Origin of the sequence: Candidatus Hinthialibacter antarcticus, from assembly GCA_030765645.1 — a bacterium.
Classification (GTDB): Bacteria; Hinthialibacterota; Hinthialibacteria; order Hinthialibacterales; family Hinthialibacteraceae; genus Hinthialibacter; species Hinthialibacter antarcticus.
In genome coordinates this window covers 1-19,126 of record JAVCCE010000039.1, presented here as the reverse complement: position 1 = coordinate 19,126, position 19,126 = coordinate 1, and the positions used below count along the sequence as shown (strand labels likewise).

General features: G+C 45.2%; 20 protein-coding genes. All 20 read left to right on the top strand.

The annotated features are described in order from the left end of the window. The first annotated feature begins 240 nt into the window (after positions 1–240). The 20 genes from P9L94_09460 to P9L94_09365 all read left to right on the top strand — a co-directional run bounded on the left by P9L94_09460 (position 241) and on the right by P9L94_09365 (position 19,060). Entirely contained in the window at positions 241–1,098 is an 858-nt protein-coding gene (locus P9L94_09460) for an ABC transporter permease (protein MDP8244294.1), read from the top strand. A 31-nt stretch (positions 1,099–1,129) separates the two neighbouring features. Next, on the top strand, positions 1,130–2,449 hold the full coding sequence (locus P9L94_09455; protein MDP8244293.1) for an ABC transporter ATP-binding protein: 1,320 nt from the start codon (positions 1,130–1,132) through the stop codon (positions 2,447–2,449). 91 nt (positions 2,450–2,540) lie between these two features. Then, positions 2,541–3,497 (top strand): SDR family oxidoreductase, encoded by a 957-nt coding sequence (locus P9L94_09450; GenBank protein MDP8244292.1) that lies wholly within the window; start codon positions 2,541–2,543, stop codon positions 3,495–3,497. Between the two features lie 3 nt (positions 3,498–3,500). Then, complete coding sequence (locus P9L94_09445) at positions 3,501–4,490, top strand: GDP-mannose 4,6-dehydratase (protein ID MDP8244291.1); 990 nt, start codon at positions 3,501–3,503, stop codon at positions 4,488–4,490. A 24-nt stretch (positions 4,491–4,514) separates the two neighbouring features. Beyond that, positions 4,515–5,561: a bifunctional ADP-heptose synthase gene (locus P9L94_09440; protein ID MDP8244290.1), complete on the top strand. Its 1,047-nt coding sequence runs from the start codon at positions 4,515–4,517 to the stop codon at positions 5,559–5,561. A 34-nt stretch (positions 5,562–5,595) separates the two neighbouring features. Then, the gene (locus P9L94_09435) at positions 5,596–6,561 is read left to right on the top strand and encodes a thiamine pyrophosphate-dependent dehydrogenase E1 component subunit alpha (GenBank protein ID MDP8244289.1); all 966 of its coding nucleotides are present in this window, start codon (positions 5,596–5,598) and stop codon (positions 6,559–6,561) included. Continuing rightward, the gene (locus P9L94_09430; protein ID MDP8244288.1) at positions 6,558–7,616 is read left to right on the top strand and encodes an alpha-ketoacid dehydrogenase subunit beta; all 1,059 of its coding nucleotides are present in this window, start codon (positions 6,558–6,560) and stop codon (positions 7,614–7,616) included. Before P9L94_09435 ends, P9L94_09430 begins: the two co-directional genes overlap by 4 nt. 15 nt (positions 7,617–7,631) lie before the next feature. Further along, the gene (locus tag P9L94_09425) at positions 7,632–8,459 is read left to right on the top strand and encodes an SDR family oxidoreductase (GenBank protein ID MDP8244287.1); all 828 of its coding nucleotides are present in this window, start codon (positions 7,632–7,634) and stop codon (positions 8,457–8,459) included. An 8-nt stretch (positions 8,460–8,467) separates the two neighbouring features. Continuing rightward, positions 8,468–9,331, top strand: coding sequence for an FkbM family methyltransferase (locus P9L94_09420; protein MDP8244286.1), 864 nt, complete (start codon positions 8,468–8,470; stop codon positions 9,329–9,331). A gap of 13 nt (positions 9,332–9,344) precedes the next feature. Next, on the top strand, positions 9,345–10,109 hold the full coding sequence (locus P9L94_09415; protein ID MDP8244285.1) for a transketolase: 765 nt from the start codon (positions 9,345–9,347) through the stop codon (positions 10,107–10,109). Then, the gene (locus tag P9L94_09410) at positions 10,106–11,041 is read left to right on the top strand and encodes a transketolase C-terminal domain-containing protein (protein ID MDP8244284.1); all 936 of its coding nucleotides are present in this window, start codon (positions 10,106–10,108) and stop codon (positions 11,039–11,041) included. The genes P9L94_09415 and P9L94_09410 overlap by 4 nt, the downstream gene beginning before the upstream one ends. A 27-nt stretch (positions 11,042–11,068) precedes the next feature. Then, positions 11,069–11,791 (top strand): hypothetical protein, encoded by a 723-nt coding sequence (locus P9L94_09405; GenBank protein ID MDP8244283.1) that lies wholly within the window; start codon positions 11,069–11,071, stop codon positions 11,789–11,791. A 16-nt stretch (positions 11,792–11,807) separates the two neighbouring features. Continuing rightward, entirely contained in the window at positions 11,808–12,812 is a 1,005-nt protein-coding gene (locus tag P9L94_09400; protein MDP8244282.1) for an aldo/keto reductase, read from the top strand. Between the two features lie 4 nt (positions 12,813–12,816). Next, the gene (locus P9L94_09395) at positions 12,817–13,623 is read left to right on the top strand and encodes an SDR family oxidoreductase (GenBank protein ID MDP8244281.1); all 807 of its coding nucleotides are present in this window, start codon (positions 12,817–12,819) and stop codon (positions 13,621–13,623) included. 35 nt (positions 13,624–13,658) lie between these two features. Beyond that, positions 13,659–14,738: a DegT/DnrJ/EryC1/StrS family aminotransferase gene (locus P9L94_09390; GenBank protein MDP8244280.1), complete on the top strand. Its 1,080-nt coding sequence runs from the start codon at positions 13,659–13,661 to the stop codon at positions 14,736–14,738. Positions 14,739–14,755: 17 nt separating this feature from the next. Next, positions 14,756–15,424 carry a class I SAM-dependent methyltransferase gene (locus P9L94_09385; protein ID MDP8244279.1) on the top strand — a complete coding sequence of 223 codons (669 nt, stop codon included), beginning with the start codon at positions 14,756–14,758 and terminating at the stop codon, positions 15,422–15,424. 31 nt (positions 15,425–15,455) lie between these two features. Then, positions 15,456–16,052: an HAD family hydrolase gene (locus P9L94_09380; GenBank protein ID MDP8244278.1), complete on the top strand. Its 597-nt coding sequence runs from the start codon at positions 15,456–15,458 to the stop codon at positions 16,050–16,052. Continuing rightward, positions 16,022–16,786, top strand: a complete 765-nt coding sequence (locus P9L94_09375; GenBank protein MDP8244277.1) for a nucleotidyltransferase family protein — start codon at positions 16,022–16,024, stop codon at positions 16,784–16,786. Before P9L94_09380 ends, P9L94_09375 begins: the two co-directional genes overlap by 31 nt. Continuing rightward, complete coding sequence (locus tag P9L94_09370; GenBank protein MDP8244276.1) at positions 16,783–17,832, top strand: zinc-binding dehydrogenase; 1,050 nt, start codon at positions 16,783–16,785, stop codon at positions 17,830–17,832. Before P9L94_09375 ends, P9L94_09370 begins: the two co-directional genes overlap by 4 nt. Continuing rightward, positions 17,825–19,060 carry a hypothetical protein gene (locus P9L94_09365; protein ID MDP8244275.1) on the top strand — a complete coding sequence of 412 codons (1,236 nt, stop codon included), beginning with the start codon at positions 17,825–17,827 and terminating at the stop codon, positions 19,058–19,060. The genes P9L94_09370 and P9L94_09365 overlap by 8 nt, the downstream gene beginning before the upstream one ends. Positions 19,061–19,126: the final 66 nt, after the last annotated feature.

Below are 19,126 nucleotides of genomic sequence, written 5' to 3'. Positions count from 1 at the left end.
TGATTGACTTCGATAGAATAAACAGAGGGCGTTACGGAGCCAGACTTTTTTTTATCTTGAGTATAATATGACTTGACATTAATCACGGATTTATATATTTTACTTGCAGCACAATATGATGTTCCCTGCGCGGTCTACCCTACTTTATGTACCGCTTACAGGGGCGGAGCCTGCCTTATCTTCTAAATTCACCTATTTATCTGAATCTCCTATTTGCCGTTTGATTGATTGATGCCTACTATGACGAATTCCGTTGAAATTTCTGACGTACAAAACGAGCGCATCCTAATTCTTGAAGCGGGGCGCGCGAACAAGAATTACTGGATCGATTTGTGGCATTATCGTGAATTGTTTTGGATCCTTGCGTGGCGTGATATAGCCGTCCGCTATAAACAAACGATCGTCGGCATTGCTTGGGCGATTATCCAGCCGTTTCTTACCATGTTAGTGTTTACGTTTGTTTTTGGCGGAATTGCAAAATTGCCAAGTGAAGGCAACGCACCCTATGCGTTAATGGTTTTATCGGCGTTGTTGCCTTGGACGCTTTTTTCTAAAGCGTTGAGCGAAGCCTCTAACAGTTTAATCAATAACGCAAACCTCATCAGTAAAGTCTATTTTCCACGATTGATCGTACCGACGGCGACCGTTGTGACGGCTTTTGTGGATTTCTTGATTAGTTTTTTGCTGCTGCTGGGATTAATGGTTTATTTTCAATATCTTCCAAGTTTCTCTATTTTATTTTTACCTGTCTTTATGCTGATGGCTTTGCTCGCCAGTTTAGGGCCAGGCCTTTGGATCACATCACTCAACGTGAAATATAGAGACTTCCGTCACGTAATTCCTTTTGTCGTCCAGTTTGGTTTGTATGTGTCTCCCGTGGGTTTTAGCAGTAATCTGATTCCTGAAAAATGGCGTCTGCTTTATAATTTGAACCCAATGGTTGGAGTCATTGACGGATTTCGCTGGTGTATTTTAGGAAGCGATAGTCCTATTTACTGGCCGGGCTTTATATTGAGTTGGGTGGTTATCGTTGTTTTTCTTTGGTTGGGCGTCAGAACCTTCCGGCGAGTCGAATGTATATTCGCCGATCTTATCTAAGCGCAATTTCATTGCTATAGGGATTTAATCAATGGTGGCTGATACAGTCATTCAAGTAGAAAATTTAGGCAAAAAATACACAATCGGTCATCAGACTGGCGGTGCAAGTTATTCCACATTGCGCGATACAATTGTTCAAACAATTGGTGGGATGTGGAGCAAGACGCGCGATTTGCTCTCAGGCAAGCCAATTATTCAGGGGGATGAACTCGAAGAAATTTGGGCGTTAAACAACCTGAATTTTGAGATTCAGCGCGGCGAAATCATTGGCGTGATCGGCCGAAACGGCGCAGGGAAAAGTACGCTGTTAAAAATCTTGAGCCGCATTACAGAGCCGAGCGAAGGGCGAGTGACCATTAAAGGACGCGTCGCGAGTTTGCTAGAGGTCGGAACGGGGTTTCATGCTGAGTTGACCGGAAGAGAAAACATCTGGTTAAACGGCGCTGTCTTGGGCATGAACCGACAGGAAGTAAAACGGAAATTTGATGAAATTGTTGCATTTGCCGAAGTCGAGAAATTTTTAGATACTCCGGTCAAACGCTATTCAAGCGGAATGTACGTCCGACTGGCGTTTGCTGTCGCGGCTCACCTTGAACCCGAAATCTTGCTCGTTGATGAAGTGCTCGCTGTTGGCGATACGGAGTTTCAAAAGCGTTGTCTCGGCAAAATGGGCGAAGTCGCAAAACAGGGCCGCACGGTTTTGCTGGTTTCTCACAATATGCCGAGCATTATGAATCTTTGCCAAAGAGCCATTTTACTGGATAAGGGCGGCGTAATCGCTGACGGCTCTGTCAATGATGTTGTGCATGATTATTTATCAAGCGCTCGTACGATGGGGGGAGAGATTGTCTGGAATGATCCTGAACAAGCGCCAGGCAATGACTGCGTTCGTCTCCATGCAGTGAGAATTTTGCAAGAGGGAGTATCCGGCTCAACTGCGAATGTTGATATCGCAAAGGAAACTCAAATTCAGATATCATATTGGAATTTACAAAACAATCAAAAATTATATGCAGCATTATGGCTCAGAGATCAATATGGGGTTCCATTATTTGGTTCTTCTAATCACACGTCTGTTTCATTAACACCTGATCCATGGTATGCTAAGGAGTGCCCGGCTGGGTTGTATCATTCTATCTGTCGAATTCCGAAAAACTTTTTAAATGATGGCTCATTTAGCGTAACTGCTATCGTTGGGAAATCGCCAACGAATACACAGATTTTTGAGGATCAAATTCTCGTTTTTGATGCTGTTGATACAGGCGAAATTGGTAAAGAGTATTCTTATGGATCAATTGGAACTGTTCGTCCGAAATTGGCTTGGAATACTGCACTGTCTAAGTTGGATTAGACGCTAGCCCTACATTTTTTCTTTGCAGATTCAAAACGATAGATTTTAAAGATCATTAATACACTTTTACACTAGAGGGAATAAATTCAGCATGAATATTCTAGTAACGGGCGGTTGTGGGTACAAAGGAACCGTTCTGGTTCCGAAATTACTAGACGAGGGGCATGACGTCACTGTCGTGGATTGCCAATGGTTCGGCAATTTTCTTGCACCGCACCCAAAACTCCGCGTATTGAATGTGGACATTCGGGATGCAGAGTCAATCCCGATGGGCGGCGTCGATATTGTGATCCACTTGGCTTCGGTTGCAAATGATCCCTGCGGCGACTTGGATCCAAAACTAACTTGGGAAGTTGGCGCATTGGCGACGATGCAGTTGGCCGAAGCGGCTAAACGAAACGGCGTAAAACAATTTATTTATGCTTCGTCCGGCAGCGTGTATGGCATTAAAGAAGAAGAACACGTTACGGAAGACTTATCTCTGAAGCCGGTTTCTGAATATAACAAAACCAAAATGGTTGCGGAACGAGTGTTGCTCAGTTATTCGGATGATATGATTGTGCAGATTATTCGCCCCGCGACCGTTTGTGGTTATTCACCGCGGATGCGGTTGGACGTTTCCGTCAATATGTTAACGTTGCAAGCGTTAAGCCGGAGTTTGATTACGGTGTTCGGCGGTGCGCAAGTGCGTCCGAATATTCACATTCAAGACATCACGGATTTGTATATTTTTTTGATCCAACGTGGAGATGAAATCACGGGGGTATACAACGCCGGGTTTGAAAACATTTCAATACTTGATATCGCCCAAATGGTGGTTGAGAGAGTTCCTGCGGAAATTAAAGTGACGGAATCTCAAGACCCGCGATCCTACCGCGTCAATTCCGATAAATTGCTGGCGACGGGCTTCAAGCCTAAACTTACCGTCTCTGATGCGATTGAAGAGATGATCGCAGCATTCAAAGATGGCCGAATCAAAGATGAAGATAACTATTATAATTTGCGTTGGATGAAACGCGCATTTGAACAGACTGCGGCAGGGAATTAAAACATGAGTGATAAAGTTCTTGTTTTAGGCAGCAATTCATTTTCCGGCGCCAGTTTTGTTGGATACTTGCTCAATCAGGGGATCGAGACGGTTGGCATTAGCCGCTCTGAAGAACCAATTCCTGCATTGTTGCCGTACGCATGGGGCGACCGCTCCCGTTATACATTTCACCAACTGGATTTAAATAGTGATTTAGACGCCATCATGGATGTAGTTCATGAATTTCGTCCTGATTACTTTGTCAATTTTGCTGCGCAAAGCATGGTCGCGCAAAGTTGGCAGCAACCTGCTGACTGGTTTCAAACCAATGTTGTCGCGAACGTGAATTTGCACGACAAATTGCGTACGTGTGTTTTTTTGAAGCGCTACGTCCACGTTTCGACTCCAGAAGTATATGGCAGCTGTCAAGGTGATGTGTTGGAAGACGCGTCGTATAATCCCAGCACGCCTTATGCGGTTTCGCGCGCGGCCTGCGATATGAGCCTGATGAGTTTTTTCTCTGCCTATAATTTCCCCGTCGTCTTTACGCGCGCCGCGAATGTGTATGGCCCGGGGCAGCAACTGTACCGAATCATTCCGCGAACGATACTGTTTATCCGGCTAGGCCGAAAACTTCAGTTGCATGGCGGTGGGACGTCAATACGATCATTCATTCATATACGAGACGTATCTGATGGAACTTGGCGCATTGCCCAAAAGGGAAAATCAGGCGAAGTATATCATTTGTCCACGCCGCGTTTGATTTCGATTCGGGATTTGGTTGAACTAATCTGTAAAAAAATGGGTGTTGAATTTTCTGAATGCGTAGAAATTGCCGGAGAGCGTTTAGGCAAAGACGCTGCCTATCGCTTAGATAGCCAGAAAGCAAGAGATGTACTTGGTTGGAAAGATGAAATCGATTTAGACTGCGGCGTCGAAGAGACAATCGCCTGGGTTGACAAACATTTCAATGAATTAAAATCACAGCCATTTGATTACATCCACAAAAAATAATATAAAACACCAACTATAAGTTGAATGACTGCTTACAACAAAAACGTAGACGAATATATCAGAGAATTTAAATCTTGTCATACAGTTAACGAGATTATTCGCTGCCTGGACGATTTGCGTTCACTCAAGGTCGTAGTCATTGGGGAAACCATTCTCGATGAATATGTATACGGTGATATTTTAGGCAAGTCGGCGAAAGAGCCCATATTAGTTTTGCGTCATTTGTCTGAAGAGACGCATGCTGGCGGCGCAGCGATGGTGGCCAATCATTTATCGAGTTTTTGCGATCAAGTCGAATTGGTTACCTACTTGGGAGAAGAAAACTCTCGCGAAGACTTTATTCGGTCGAGCCTTCACGAAACGGTTAAGCCATTTTTTATTCAAAAATCCAATTCTCCCACCATCGTTAAACGCCGCTTTGTCGATAAATATCTTGTTACCAAACTGCTTGAAGTCTATGAAATCAATGATGCGCCGATGGCGGAGAACGAAGAAGAAGCCTTATGCGCTGTTCTTCGTGAACGCTTGGCTGAATGCGATGTAGTGATTGCGGCGGATTATGGTCATGGTCTCTTGACGCCGCGCGTGATTGATTTCATTTGTCAACATGCTCGCTTTTTGTCGGTGAATACTCAGATCAATGCCGCCAATCATGGATTTCATACGTTGTCGCGCTATCCTCGGGCAGATTACGTATGTGTGCATGAAGGTGAGGTGAGGCTCGATCAACGAGACCGAACCGGACAGTTAGATGATTTAGTCAAGAATGTGTCTGAACGAATGGATTGCAAATCCGTGTTGGTTACGCAAGGTAAATTCGGCACTTTACTCTTCCGACCGGATGACGGCTTTACCCAATGTCCTGCGCTAGCGATGAAAGTAACGGACCGCGTAGGCGCTGGTGATTCCGTCTTGGCGGTTAGTTCGTTATGCGTTCAGCGGAATCTGCCCTCTGACATTGTTGGCTTCATCAGTAATATGGTAGGCGCCCAGGCGGTCACGATTGTCGGAAACCGCGACCCGATTGACCGGGAAAGCCTCTATCAAGCCATCAAAGAATTTTTACAATAACGGCATTTTATATATTGTCTGGATGAAATTGAATATGGATCAAGACATCAGAAAAAAACTATATACTGACATACGCCGCATCCGTTTGATCGAAGAGCGAATCGCTGACCAGTATGCTGAGCAGGAGATGCGTTGCCCCGTTCATCTTTCTATTGGGCAAGAAGCGGCGGCCGTCGGCGTGTGTTCAGCCTTGCAAAAGAGGGACCGCGTATTGTCCGGTCATCGCAGCCATGCTCACTATCTCGCCAAAGGCGGCGACCTGAAACGCATGTTGGCTGAAATCTATGGCAAAGAGACCGGTTGTTCAAAAGGCATGGGCGGGTCAATGCACTTGACCGATCTGGATGCGGGATTTGTTGGCGCGACGCCTATTGTTGGCAGCACCATCCCTATCGCAGTCGGCGTTGCTCTTTCTATCCAGATGCGCGAAGAAGACCAAGTCGTCGCAATTTTCTTTGGCGACGGCGCCGCTGAAGCGGGCGTTTTTCACGAGAGCCTCAATTTTGCCGTGCTCAAGCGGCTACCAATATTATTTGTTTGCGAAAACAACCTCTATTCTGTTTATTCACCGTTAAATGTCCGGCAGCCTGAAGGTCGTTCTCTCAGCCAATTGGCAGAGGGACTTGGCGCCGCGACCCGGCAAGGGGACGGCAATACTGTTGAAGAAGTCTTTGGTGTTACGCAAGAAGCCGCCCAACAAGCGCGCACTGGCGAAGGGCCTGTCTTTCTTGAATTTTCTACCTACCGATGGCGCGAACATTGCGGCCCCAACTACGACAACGATATTGGCTACCGCACAGAAGAAGAATATCAGGCTTGGCGCAAGAAAGACCCTGTTGCGGCTTGTGCGCAGCGCTTACTCGCCGATGGAGCCGTCCAGCAATCAGAATTAAATGAATTTGATGAAATCATAGGCGCTGAGATCGACGATGCATTTGCTTTCGCAAAAGACAGCGCGTTTCCACCCGCCGATGATTTATTCGCCAAGGTGTACGCATGAGTCGAACTATCACTTACGCACAGGCTCTTCGCGAAGCGCAAGACATCTGTCTTGAAACTGACCCCAATGTCTTTCTGATGGGTTTAGGCGCGCCCGATCCCAAAGGGATTTTCGGCTCTACGCTTGATCTGCAAAAAAAATATGGATCGAAACGCGTATTTGATATCCCGCTCTCCGAAAACGCTCTTACAGGCGTTGCACTGGGAGCGGCGATCAGCGGAATGCGCCCGATCTTAACGCACCAGCGAGTTGATTTTGCCCTGGTCTCCATTGAGCAAATTGTGAACCAAGCCGCCAAATGGCACTACATGTTTGGCGGCGTGATGAAGGCCCCGCTCGTAATCCGAATGATCGCCGGGCGGGGATGGGGGCAAGGGCCTCAGCACTCTCAAAGCCTTCAGGCCTGGTTCGCCCACATTCCTGGGTTAAAAGTCGTCATGTCAACAACGCCATACGACGCCAAAGGGTTGTTAATCGCTGCGGTTGAGGATGATAACCCGGTTGTCATGATCGAACACCGATGGCTGTATAATCTGAGCGATGAGGCGCCGGAAGGACACTATACGACGCCGATTGGCAAGGCCCGTATAATGCGAGCGGGAAGCGATGTCACTCTTGTAAGCGCTTCGTATATGACGCTGGAAGCATTACGCGCCGCTGATCGCTTAGCGGAAGAAGGCGTTTCCGCCGAAGTGATTGATTTACGCACGATCCTGCCGTGGGACAAAGAGTGTATTTTTGAAAGCGTTCGTAAAACGGGTCGCCTCGTTGTAGCGGATACAGGCGGACAGGCATTTGGCGTGAGCGCGGAAATTGTCGCCGCAGTGGTCGAGCAAGAATTTGAATCGCTGAAAGCGGCGCCGCAACGCGTTGCATTGCCGGACTGCCCATGCCCCACCAGCCCGCCGTTGTCAGCGGCGTATTATCCGCGTGCGGGCCATATTCATATCGCAGCGAAGCGCACCTTGGGGCTTGAACCAGTCACTGATTTACTTGATGTCAAATCAGGTCAACGACTCGATGTTCCCGACGCCAATTTCAAAGGCCCGTTTTAAAAAGAGATAACATTAATGAAAAAAGCTATTGTCATTTCCGCTTCTAGCGATATCGGTTTAGCGATGTGCCAGCGTTGGTTGGATTGTGACTGGACGGTTGCAGGGACTTATCGCACAAGTTCTCCTGAAATTTCTGCACTTGAATCCAAAGGGATGTCGTTGGTTCATTGTGATCTAAGTGATAAAGAGTCGATTGAGACTTCAATCCATTCGTTGAAAGAGACGTGCCCAAATTGGGATGTTCTTGTTCTTGCGACTGGATTGCAAGATCCTGTTGGATCATTTTTGGACTGTGATTTTGATGAATGGGAATCGTCAATCCAAGTGAACTTTACGGCGCAACTTCGTATCGCGCATGCACTGTTGCCATATCGTTCCAGTGGTGCGAATACTCCACCCTGTGTATTGTTTTTTGCGGGCGGCGGCGCCAATAACGCGACGGTGAACTATTCTGCGTATACGATTTCAAAAATTGCATTAATCAAAATGTGTGAACTCTTGGATGCGGAAATCCAAGACGCACGTTTTGCTATAGTTGGTCCAGGATGGGTTAAAACAAAAATTCATCAATCGACGCTAGAGGCTGGAGTCGAAAAAGTCGGCGCCAATTATGATAAAACCCGTTCAAAACTAAATAGCGATGAATGTACGCCAATGAGCGATGTTTTAAATTGCTGTGATTGGATTATCAATTCACCGCGTGATGTCGTTAGCGGGCGTAATTTCAGTGTTGTATTTGATGCATGGGGCGATCCCGAACTTGAATCAATGTTGCGCAATAATTTTAATATGTACAAATTACGGCGTCATGGAAACGACGCATATCTCAAAAATCAATCATGAGAGAGAAAATGGATTCAGTATTCAACAACTTATTTGAAGGCTTACCCGCAATTTCTGCATTTCATTCACCTCAACAACCTATTTACAATGCGTTGAAACAGCTTGTTAAACTTGAGGTGGGAACTTTATTTCGTAATGAAGAGGCGATTCCAGTAGATTTTTCTCCTTTCGGTGATCTGGTTTTTCCTTTTTTTCAAATGGGAGCAATCAATTCGACCAACCTTTTCGATCTGGATGAGTTGATTATTTTCAGTTTTTACTGGAGCGCTCGAAACCGTTATAAGAAAGTTGCAGACATTGGAGCCAACATCGGATTGCACAGTGTCCTATTATCAAAGTGCGGATTTGATGTTCGTTCGTATGAACCGGACCCAAAACATTTTGATATTTTACGGCGTAATCTACAACTCAATCAATGCGAATCTGTAAACGTTTCCCAAGCGGCTGTTTCCAGCAAACCAGGTGAAACCGAATTTATTCGAGTTGTAGGCAATACGACAGGCAGCCATATCGCTGGTTCAAAAGAAAACCCGTATGGGGAATTAGAACGCTTTCCCGTTTCGTTAGAAGGCATCGGGCCGATTTTGGAATGGGCTGACTTTATCAAACTCGATGCAGAAGGTCACGAAAAAGAAATATTACTATCTACCAATAAGAATCAGTGGGAAAATACAGACGCAATGGTCGAAATAGAAAACGTGAAAAATGCAGAATCTGTGTTTAATCATTTTACGACAGAAGGCGTTGGAATGTACGCCCAAAAGATTGGTTGGCAGCGCGTCGAGAATTTAGACCAAATGCCGACCAGTTATCACGACGGATCTTTATATATAAGCGGCCAGTATCATGAACCGTTTCCTCAATCTCGCTAATTGAAAGAAGCTTATGAACAACGATCTACGCAAAACAATCATTGAGATGGTCTATCGGGGAAAAGATGGTCATATCCCGAGCGCCTTTTCTATTGTCGACATTATTAATTTATTATATGAGCGATACCTTCATTTTGATCCTCAGAATCCAGATTCCCCTGAACGAGATTACTTTATCTTAAGTAAGGGGCACGGCTGCGTTGCGATGTACGCAGTACTGCATAAATTCGGTTTTTTAACAGACGAAGATTTAATGATGTTTTGCCGAAAAGGCGGTCGTTTGGGTGAGCATCCTGATTGTACGAAAGTACCAGGTGTTGAGGCGTCGACTGGCTCCTTAGGTCATGGATTGTCCTTCGCTCTTGGTATTGCATTGGGGCTCCGCCTTCGAGGGATGAATAATAAGGTTTTCGTCTTGATGGGTGACGGCGAATGTCATGAAGGCACGGTGTGGGAGGCGGCCAGCGTGGCTCGAAACTTTCAACTTGGCAACTTGTGTGCAGTTGTAGACTGGAATGGTTCCGCCGCACAATTGATGCCTGTTGACGACCTTCCTGCTAAATGGAAGGCTTTTGGTTGGCATACCCAAGTGGTAGACGGCCACTCAAATACAGAACTCGCGAGCGCTCTTGATTTCAAATCTGAAGACGTGCCGAATATGATTGTGGCTAAAACAGTCAAAGGGAAAGGCGTTCCAATGTTGGAGGGGCACGGGATGTGGCACCATCGAATTCCGTCTGCAGAAGAGTATACGAAAATCATGGAGGTATTGCGTTGAGTGCTAAATCCATGCGGGATCAATTCGCAGAGACAATGTTAGAATTAGGGCAAGAAGACAACAATCTCGTGGTTCTGGTTGGTGATATCAGCCACTTTATTTTGCAGCCGTTTGCAAAAGCTTGCCCTGGTCGTTATTACAATGTCGGAATTTGTGAACCGACAATTATCAGTATGGCGGCTGGGCTTGCAAAAATGGGTTTTGTGCCCGTTGCACATACGATTGCGCCGTTTCTGATTGAGCGCTCATTTGAACAAATTAAATTGGATTTTGGGTACCACCAACTGGGTGGAAACCTGATTACGGTTGGTTCTGCTTTCGACTATTCAAACTTGGGGTGTACGCATCATTGTTATTCTGATTTTGCGCTACTCAAAACCTTACCAGGTTCACAGATTGTTTATCCCGCGTCTCCAGTCGAGTTCGATATTCTATTCCGCCAGGTTTATGCCAATGGACAGCTGACTTTATACCGTCTTCCCGCCTATCAGCATGAACAAGTCTTAGATAGCAAAGATATTGAGTTCGGAAAAGGCGTGAAAGTAATCGAGGGTGAAGACGTCACAATCGTTGCGACGGGGCCGCATCTCAAAGCCGCTTTGGGAGCGCGTGAACAGTTGACTGCTCACAGTATAGATGCAGAAGTGATCTATCTCCATACAATTCGGCCTCTAGATGATAATTTAATCTTGTCCAGCGCATCAAAAACGCGCCGAGTGATCGTAATTGAAGAGCACGCACAGTCTGGCGGCGTTGGAGAGGAAATCGCACGTTTATTGCATACAGTCGGGCCAATTCAATTTAGTTCCGTCTGTATCCCCGATGAATTTCAACGTGAATACGGAACCTATCATGATCATTGCGAACGATTGGGGTTTTCGCCTGAAGGAATCAATAACCAAATTCAGCGAGAATTTAATTTTAAGGCCTAAGGAAGATTATTTGGGGAATTAAGCCGCATGAACCAAAACTTAGAAGTAATCGAGTCTGCTGCGCACTCTTATGAAGAAAATGGATTCGCTATTTTTTGTGCTTTTTCATCATCCGATATTTGCAAACTTACGGAATTTGCCCACCAATGGTTGTATCGCTTACTCGACAAGTGGGTTAATGGGAAACAGGATACTCATCCATTAGGCGAATATCACTTATGGTTTCGTGAACTTGGCGTAGAGCACAATAGTCTATTTAAGGCGAACAATAGACACACTACGCCTCCTGAAGAAATTGCAAACATTCTGATGAACCCGTCAATGATTGAGTTGCTTAATCAATTGGGTTGTTCAAATTACGAGCGATGGGACGAAGGGCTTGGTTGGTTGGCGTTTCGTTTTATCCGACCCGGTTTTGGCGATGGATATCCCTTTAGTCGAAAAGAATGGGGGGCCGCCAAAGACGTTTTCTCATTTTGGATCCCCATCATTGGTTTTACTCCACAGGAAACCATTGCGCTTGTCCCTGGTTCGCATAAAAGAGAGTACGAATCTTATTTGCCGGAAAATGGAAAATTCCGTAAAGATGAACTCTATTTCGCTGGTGATGTCACACAACTAGATCCAATGCGTCCCTCCCTGTCTTCCGGAGATGCAATCATGTTTCACCCGCGTTTACTGCATAGCGAAAATATTGAGGTTGGAGAAACAACTCGTCTGAGTCTTGAATTTAGAATAAAGCCAATTTAGCGACATTTTTGATTCAATGTTAAAACGAAAATTAGGTTCGAGTTCATTACATTCATCCATATTAGGTTTGGGTGCGCTTCACTTTGGTGTTTTTCTTGACGAAAAAGAATCCACTCTTCTTTTAAATAATGCATTGGATCAGGGGATTACGTTTATCGATACAGCGCCTTTGTACGGAAATGGGCAATCTGAAGCAATTGTAGGTAGTGCATTGAAAGGTCGGCGTGATGAAGTAATTTTAAGCACAAAGGCGGGGTTGATCCCGACAAAACGCGCCGATGGTTCGTTTGCAGTGAAATTAGATTCACTGACGGAAAAATCGTTGCGATCTCATGTTGAGTCTAGCCTGCGCGCACTGCGTACTGACCGAATCGACCTTTTTCAGTTACATGCATTCAATCCATCCACGCCGTTAGATGAGACGCTCGGGGCTCTTGATGCGCTCAAGCAAGAAGGAAAAATTTTAGCGTATGGCTGCTCAAATTTTTCTCCAAGTCAGCTCAATGCGATTAACCGAATCGCAGATGCATGCAAATATAACCGAATGGTTTCATATCAAGCGCATTTTAACATGATTGAACGACGGGTTGATGTTGAAGCTCGGCCGTTATGCGTGCAAGAAAACACTGGCATTATCTGCAACCGCGCATTAGCGAGAGGACTGCTTACCGGGAAATACATAAGAGGACAAGCAGCGCCTCCAGAAAGCCGCGCTGCAACCAGTCAGCGGGTGAGCCGCTGGCTTACTGAGTCTACTTATAGCCTGGTTGAATCTTTAAGCGAAATAGCAACCTGTTATGGTAAGACGCTTGTTGAATTGGCGATTGCCTGGCTCCTATCCCGACTAGGTGTTTGTACAGCATTGGTTGGGGTTCGGAATAATGCTCAGTTAACCGAATGCGTAAACGGCGCCTCTTGGGTGCTTGAAAAAGACGAAGTTCAACAGATTGATGAATCAATTCGATCACTGAAATTGTGGGATTATATCCACTCATTGCCCAAAGAATATTTAGAAACCTAATACTATGACTCCAAATTGTTTTACAAATCGAGTCGCACTTATAACCGGCGCTGCACAAGGTATCGGTCTTGAAATTTCACGTCGTTTCGCCGAATTGGGAGCCACAGTAATTCTTGCTGATATGAATCAAGAAAGAGGCGAAGCAGCAGCGGCTTCAATCAAAAATTCAGAATTTGTTCCAGTTGATCTTCGAAAAGAATCTGAGATTCAGAAAATGGTTAATATTGCAGTTCAACAATACAGGCGTGTGGATTTCCTTATAAATAATGCACGTCCTAAATTAAGCCTGTATGACTATGCAGAATCTTTTTCAGAATGGGATCTAGCATTGGATGTGTTGTTAAAGGCACCTGCACTGGCCTGCCGATACGTGATGCCTGTCATGGAAAAAAATGGGGGCGGAGTAATTCTGAATATTGGATCCACAAATGCGTTTACCATATCTCATCAACCAGCGGCTTATCATGCAGCAAAAGCAGGCTTGGACCATTTGACTCGTTATCTGGCTCAGCATTTTGCCGCAAAAGGAATTCGGGTTAATGCGATTTGTCCTGGATTAGTGGATATAGACGATAATGGCGCATCGCTAACTAGTAAGCCAATGAATCACGACATTGTCGAATCGATCGTCCCCGGGAAGCGAGCGGCGCGTCCAGAAGAAATCGCTGATCTGGCGTCGTATTTGTGCTCTGAGGGTTGTCCTTACCTAACAGGGCAATCAATTATTGTTGATGGTGGATTGTTGGGGGTCGATCATTTTCATGCAGCGCGCCAATCATACATATGTGCACAAAATCAGAAAAAATCCTGATTAAATAAATTATATCTTCTCTAGGTTGGTCCAAAATGAAAATTCCATGGTGGTACACAGAAATCGGAGAAGCGGAAAAGCAAGGGCTTTTAAGTGCTTTTGACGGAAAACACTTAAGCATGGGCCCTGTTTCAGCAGAATGGGAGCGTCGGTTTGCAGAAATGTTGCAAATTCCTTACGCTGTGTTAACGCCAAGCGGAACAGCCGCTCTCACAATGGCGTTGATTGCTGCTGGAGTTAGATCAGGCGACGAAGTGATTGTTCCTGCATTGACTTGGATCGCAACAGGAAACGCAGCGGCGGCTATAGGCGCTAAGGTCGTACTGGCGGATTGTTTTCCTGATTCACCTTTGGTGAATCCCTATGAAATCGAAAAACAAATCACAGCGTCTACACGAGCAATTATTCCCGTCCATTTGAATGGTCGGGCTTGTGATATGGCGAGAATTAAAAAAATTGCCGCCAAATCTGGGATCGTCGTTATTGAAGATACTTGCAAGGCCATGTTCTCCAAATTTGAGCACCAATGTCTTGGAACGATAGGTGACGCTGGCTGTTTTTCTTTAGGAATGATTTCTCTTGTCTCTATTGGATATGGAGGCGTCGTTGTTACTCACAGTGAAGAAATGTACCAGCAATTAAAATTAATTCAAAACCAAGGAGTTCCCCGCCAAGGAGAAGAACGCTACGAGGTTTTGAGTTTTAATTTCAAAATTAGCGATTTACTTGCTGGAATGGGATTAGCTCAGCTGGATCGAGTTGAAGAAAAAGTCAAGCACTTAAATGCTGTATACAAAATTTACTCTGATGGTATCGTTGATTCAGAACATATCCGCTTTATTCCTGTTCGCATCGATCAAGGGGCAATTTCGCTTTGTGCTGAAGTTCGAGTAAAAGAGCGTGAGTCGTTTCTTGAGATGTTGTCGCAAAATGATATTGATGCAATACCTTTTCATTTGCCGTTAAATCGTGCGCCATACTTAAATAATCCCAGTGCGTTTTCCAATGCATCCGCATTCGCTGATGAAGGCGTTATATTGCCATGTGGGCCTTCCCAACCACTTGAAAATATTCAATGCGTCGTTGATGTTATTCGTCAATGGACAGAATTTTAAAGATAGAGAGTGAGATCATGGGACAAGAAATCAACCTGCTCGACCAATATCCACAATCCAAGCGGCCAATTGATGATCGTGCCAAATTGATCACCGAAGATCACCGCGCCGTTGCGCGTAAATTCGACGTGGAATATTTCGACGGCGACCGCCTCACCGGCTATGGCGGATATGGCTACAACGCACGCTTCTGGACGGATACCGTCAAGCGATTTCGCGACCATTACCAACTGCCCGAAGACGCTCGCATCTTGGATGTAGGCTGCGCCAAAGGTTTCATGATGTACGACCTCAGCCTGCTAATGCCCAAGGCGTATATTCGCGGCATTGATGTTTCAAAATATGCTTACGATCATGCCCATGAAGAGATGAAGCCGTTTATCCAAGTCGCAAACGCCAACAACATTCCATTTGAAGACGACTCGTTTGATTTAGTGATTTGTATAAACACTATTCACAACCTGCCGCCGATTGATTGTAAGCAGGCGTTTCGTGAAATTCAGCGCGTAACGCGAAAAGACGCGTTTGTCATGAACGACGCCTGGCGCAATGAAGCAGAACACCAGTCCATGTTGAATTGGAACCTGACCGCTTTAACGTACATGCACGTGGATGACTGGAAAAAACTCTTCGATGAAGTGGGCTACAAGGGCGACTATTATTGGTTTATTGCGGAATCTGCATGAGATATGTGGCATTCAAACAAGATGAGCCAGGGTGAGTAATTTGAATTCGGCTGTGTTCTTAGATCGTGACGGCGTCTTAATTGAAGACGTTCATCTCTTAACGCAACCCCAGAAAATCCGAGTTCTGCCAAGCGTTGTTGACGCATTAATTAATTTGCACAATAACGGATTCCGCCTACTGGTCGCTAGCAACCAAACCGTGGTTGCGCGCGGCTTACTTTCAGAAGACGAAATGTATTCATTACAAAAACAAATTGAAGATCAATTGATGCAACAGGGCGCTCCGCCGATTGACGGCTTTTACGCCTGCCCCCATCATCCCCAGGCGACCTTGCCCGCGTACCGGATTGATTGCCAATGCCGAAAACCCCGTCCGGGTTTAATCTTACATGCAGCGAAAGAATATCAAATTGATCTTTCGACAAGTTACATGGTTGGAGATCGAATTACTGACATCCATGCTGGCGTTGCGGCTGGATGTAAGACCGTCTTGGTTCAGACCGGCGCACACGTCGCGCCAACGATTCAAACCAGCGATATTCTTGACGAGACAATTCAACCTGATTTTATCTGCAAAGATTTAGGAGATGCCGCCGAATGGATACTGGCTGCAACATCCGCACGATAGTGTTATGCGCTGGCTATGGAACACGCTTGGGCGGGCTGACGCATGAAACCCCCAAGCCAATGTTGGATATCCAAAACCGGCCATTGCTTGAATATCTTCTGACGCATCTCGCCCGGCATGGGTTTCGCGAAATCGCAGTCAACCTGCATTTTATGCCTGAGCAGATTCAAAACTATTTTGGCGATGGCGAGCGTTGCGGCGTCCAAATTGTTTACTCACAAGAAGACGAATTGCTGGGTACGGCGGGCGGCGCAAAAAAAATGGAAACCTTCTTGGGCGAGAGCGATTCGTTCCTGGTTCAATACGGAGATATTTTGACTGACCAAAACCTGACTGCGATGCTTGCGTTTCACCGTGAACGCGGCGCTTTGGCGACATTGCTTCTTCATCAACGAAAGCGCTCTAACAGCATTGTCAGCCTGGATGATTCCAATCGCATTACGGGCTTTCTAGAACGACCAGGCGAAGACGCATACAAACATATTGAATGGCATTGGGTGAATTCCGCCATTTGCCTTTGTGACCGTGAAGTTCTTTCTCATGTCCCAGTGAACCAGCCCTGTGATTTTCCCCGGGACGTTTTTTCAAAATTAGTCGATACCGGGCGCTTGTATGGTTTTCCTCTCACGGGGTATCGCTGCGCCATTGACTCGCCGGAACGCTTAGAGCAAGCCCGGGCAGATGTGGCTGCTGGTCGTTGTCAGATAGACATGCCGGAGCAAACACAACCATGAAAACCCGCGCTGCTGTTTTATACGAACTCAATCAACCGCTTCGCATTGAAGAGATCGAAATTCCTGCACTCAAACCGGGGCAACTTCTAGTCGATGTCGCATATAGCGGTGTTTGCCACAGCCAGTTGATGGAGGCGCAAGGCAAACGGGGAACTGACCGTTACCTCCCGCATTTACTCGGGCATGAAGGCGCTGGTGTAGTTGTTGAAATCGGCGAAGGCGTGACAAAGGTTCAACCCGGCGACCGTGTTGTTTTGACGTGGATCAAAGGCAGCGGAATCGACAGCGGAGGAAGCATTTATCGAAACGGAGAACAGGCGATCAACGCAGGCGCGATTACCACGTTTAGTGATTCAACGGTCGTTTCCGAAAACCGTTGCGTGAAAATTGAAGATGACATTCCATTAGACATTGCCGCCTTGTTTGGCTGCGCGGTGTTGACGGGCGCTGGTATCGTATTGAATTCCGTCCGTCCTAAACCAAACAGCCGAATGGTTGTTTGGGGCGTCGGTGGAATCGGTCTGAGCGCTGTAATGGCTGCAAAACTAAGCGGCGTATCGCTATTGATTGCGGTAGACGCACAAGCCAGTAAATTGGAACTGGCCAAAGCGTTCGGCGCGACTCATACCATCAACGCCCTCGAGGAAGACGCCCCGGCCCGTATTCGAGAGATTGTCGGCGCTGACGGAGTTGATTACGCGGTTGAAGCGGCGGGTCAAACCTCAACCATCGAGAGTGCGTTTAATAGCGTACGAAAAAACGGCGGATTGTGCGTATTTGCCAGCCATCCTCCCTCGGGAGAAAAAATTTGTCTGGAACCGCATGATTTGATTTCGGGTAAACAGATACGAGGGAGTTGGGGCGGCGAGTCGAATTCGGATGAGGATATTCCGCGTTTTGCTGAATTTTATCGCCAAGGGTGCCTGCCGTTGGAAAAATTAATTACAAATCGTTATCCACTTGATGAAGTCAATAAAGCGCTTGCTGACCTGGAGCGGGGCGACGTTGGCCGCCCGATGCTGGAATTGGAAGGTGAATGTGATTAATACTAATTTTTTACAGTCATTTCGTGAAAATTTTAAAAATGGTTTAAACCGTTTGCCGCTTGGTATTGGACGCATGATGATCTTGCCTTTGATACGCAAATTGGCGTCTTTGGTGAGAGCATTGTCAATCAAAAATATTCGCCGCAAGTATGATATCTATCGAAAGAGAAAGATAGAAAAGCAAGAAGCGAAATCTATATTAAATGCTCTTGAAAATAAATCAATCGATAGGGTTTCAGTCGTATTTGATAATTCAACTTCTCCTCCCGCATATGGTGAATATTTTAAAGTTGTAATGTTGGGACGGTATTTCTTGTCTCATGAAGTCTATGTTAATTTCTTTATTGTTGATTCTGCCTCATATCGAGATGTCGAGGGACGTCCTTTAAATACTGATGAAAAAGAAACTTTTTTAAAAGATCAGTTGAATATTGCAAAAGCTTATTTGCCTGAATCAGTATCAAGAGTAAAACTTTGTAAGTGGAATGATGTGTTCATTCAAATGACTAGTAAAGAAAATAATGATTATTTTGTATTTTTGAAAAAGATACTTGCAAAAGAGCCAATTTATCCATTATGCTTTAATTTAATGAACCATCTTTTTGAAAAAAGTAAGTCAACAAATATAGACAGATTTCTTATAAACAAAAATAATTTAGAACCTGAATTGCTGAAATCATGTCCATCTAAACCATACATAACATTTCATTGTCGATACTGTACAATACGACGAGAAGATAGAAACACCAAAGATTCTGAATTTATAGAAACAGTTGTTGAATTAAATAAATACTTCCCAGACCATTCAGTGCTAATGATTTCAGACTTTAATGGGTGTAAATATTTCCGTAAAGTTGCTAAAGAAAACAATTTAGCCTGTTCTTTCTCAAAAGATTTTTCAAATTCCTTTCTTGGAGATATTTTGCTTTTACAAAATAGTGATTTTTATTTTCAATATCAATCAGGTGGAATTATCGCATTTGCAATTTATTCAAAATTGCCTTATGTTATTTGTACTGCGCTGTCACATGAAGACATGTATAGTTTCTCGTCTCTTGTGCCATGGCAAAACAGCAATCAAGTTTTTATGCCTCTTAAGTGGCATGATCAATCTAATAACGTCGCAGATGGTCTAACTAAAATTCCGACTGTTTTAACAGTTAAAAACACTACTGTCCCAACGTTTGAAAGAAGAAGTGTTGTAAGTGTCTCAAAATTTAGGAACTAGGTGCTCCATTGCTTGTAATCGATTTGAAATCCGTTTGGTCTATGCTCCATAATTCCACAAACGAGT

Excerpts from the sequence above, each read along its gene's own strand:
- P9L94_09460 (MDP8244294.1), top strand. The coding sequence starts at position 241 with ATGACGAATTCCGTTGAAATTTCTGACGTACAAAACGAGCGCATCCTA.
- P9L94_09455 (MDP8244293.1), top strand. The coding sequence starts at position 1,130 with ATGGTGGCTGATACAGTCATTCAAGTAGAAAATTTAGGCAAAAAATAC.
- P9L94_09450 (MDP8244292.1), top strand. The coding sequence starts at position 2,541 with ATGAATATTCTAGTAACGGGCGGTTGTGGGTACAAAGGAACCGTTCTG.
- P9L94_09445 (MDP8244291.1), top strand. The coding sequence starts at position 3,501 with ATGAGTGATAAAGTTCTTGTTTTAGGCAGCAATTCATTTTCCGGCGCC.
- P9L94_09440 (MDP8244290.1), top strand. The coding sequence starts at position 4,515 with ATGACTGCTTACAACAAAAACGTAGACGAATATATCAGAGAATTTAAA.
- P9L94_09435 (MDP8244289.1), top strand. The coding sequence starts at position 5,596 with ATGGATCAAGACATCAGAAAAAAACTATATACTGACATACGCCGCATC.
- P9L94_09430 (MDP8244288.1), top strand. The coding sequence starts at position 6,558 with ATGAGTCGAACTATCACTTACGCACAGGCTCTTCGCGAAGCGCAAGAC.
- P9L94_09425 (MDP8244287.1), top strand. The coding sequence starts at position 7,632 with ATGAAAAAAGCTATTGTCATTTCCGCTTCTAGCGATATCGGTTTAGCG.
- P9L94_09420 (MDP8244286.1), top strand. The coding sequence starts at position 8,468 with ATGGATTCAGTATTCAACAACTTATTTGAAGGCTTACCCGCAATTTCT.
- P9L94_09415 (MDP8244285.1), top strand. The coding sequence starts at position 9,345 with ATGAACAACGATCTACGCAAAACAATCATTGAGATGGTCTATCGGGGA.
- P9L94_09405 (MDP8244283.1), top strand. The coding sequence starts at position 11,069 with ATGAACCAAAACTTAGAAGTAATCGAGTCTGCTGCGCACTCTTATGAA.
- P9L94_09400 (MDP8244282.1), top strand. The coding sequence starts at position 11,808 with ATGTTAAAACGAAAATTAGGTTCGAGTTCATTACATTCATCCATATTA.
- P9L94_09395 (MDP8244281.1), top strand. The coding sequence starts at position 12,817 with ATGACTCCAAATTGTTTTACAAATCGAGTCGCACTTATAACCGGCGCT.
- P9L94_09390 (MDP8244280.1), top strand. The coding sequence starts at position 13,659 with ATGAAAATTCCATGGTGGTACACAGAAATCGGAGAAGCGGAAAAGCAA.
- P9L94_09385 (MDP8244279.1), top strand. The coding sequence starts at position 14,756 with ATGGGACAAGAAATCAACCTGCTCGACCAATATCCACAATCCAAGCGG.
- P9L94_09375 (MDP8244277.1), top strand. The coding sequence starts at position 16,022 with ATGGATACTGGCTGCAACATCCGCACGATAGTGTTATGCGCTGGCTAT.
- P9L94_09370 (MDP8244276.1), top strand. The coding sequence starts at position 16,783 with ATGAAAACCCGCGCTGCTGTTTTATACGAACTCAATCAACCGCTTCGC.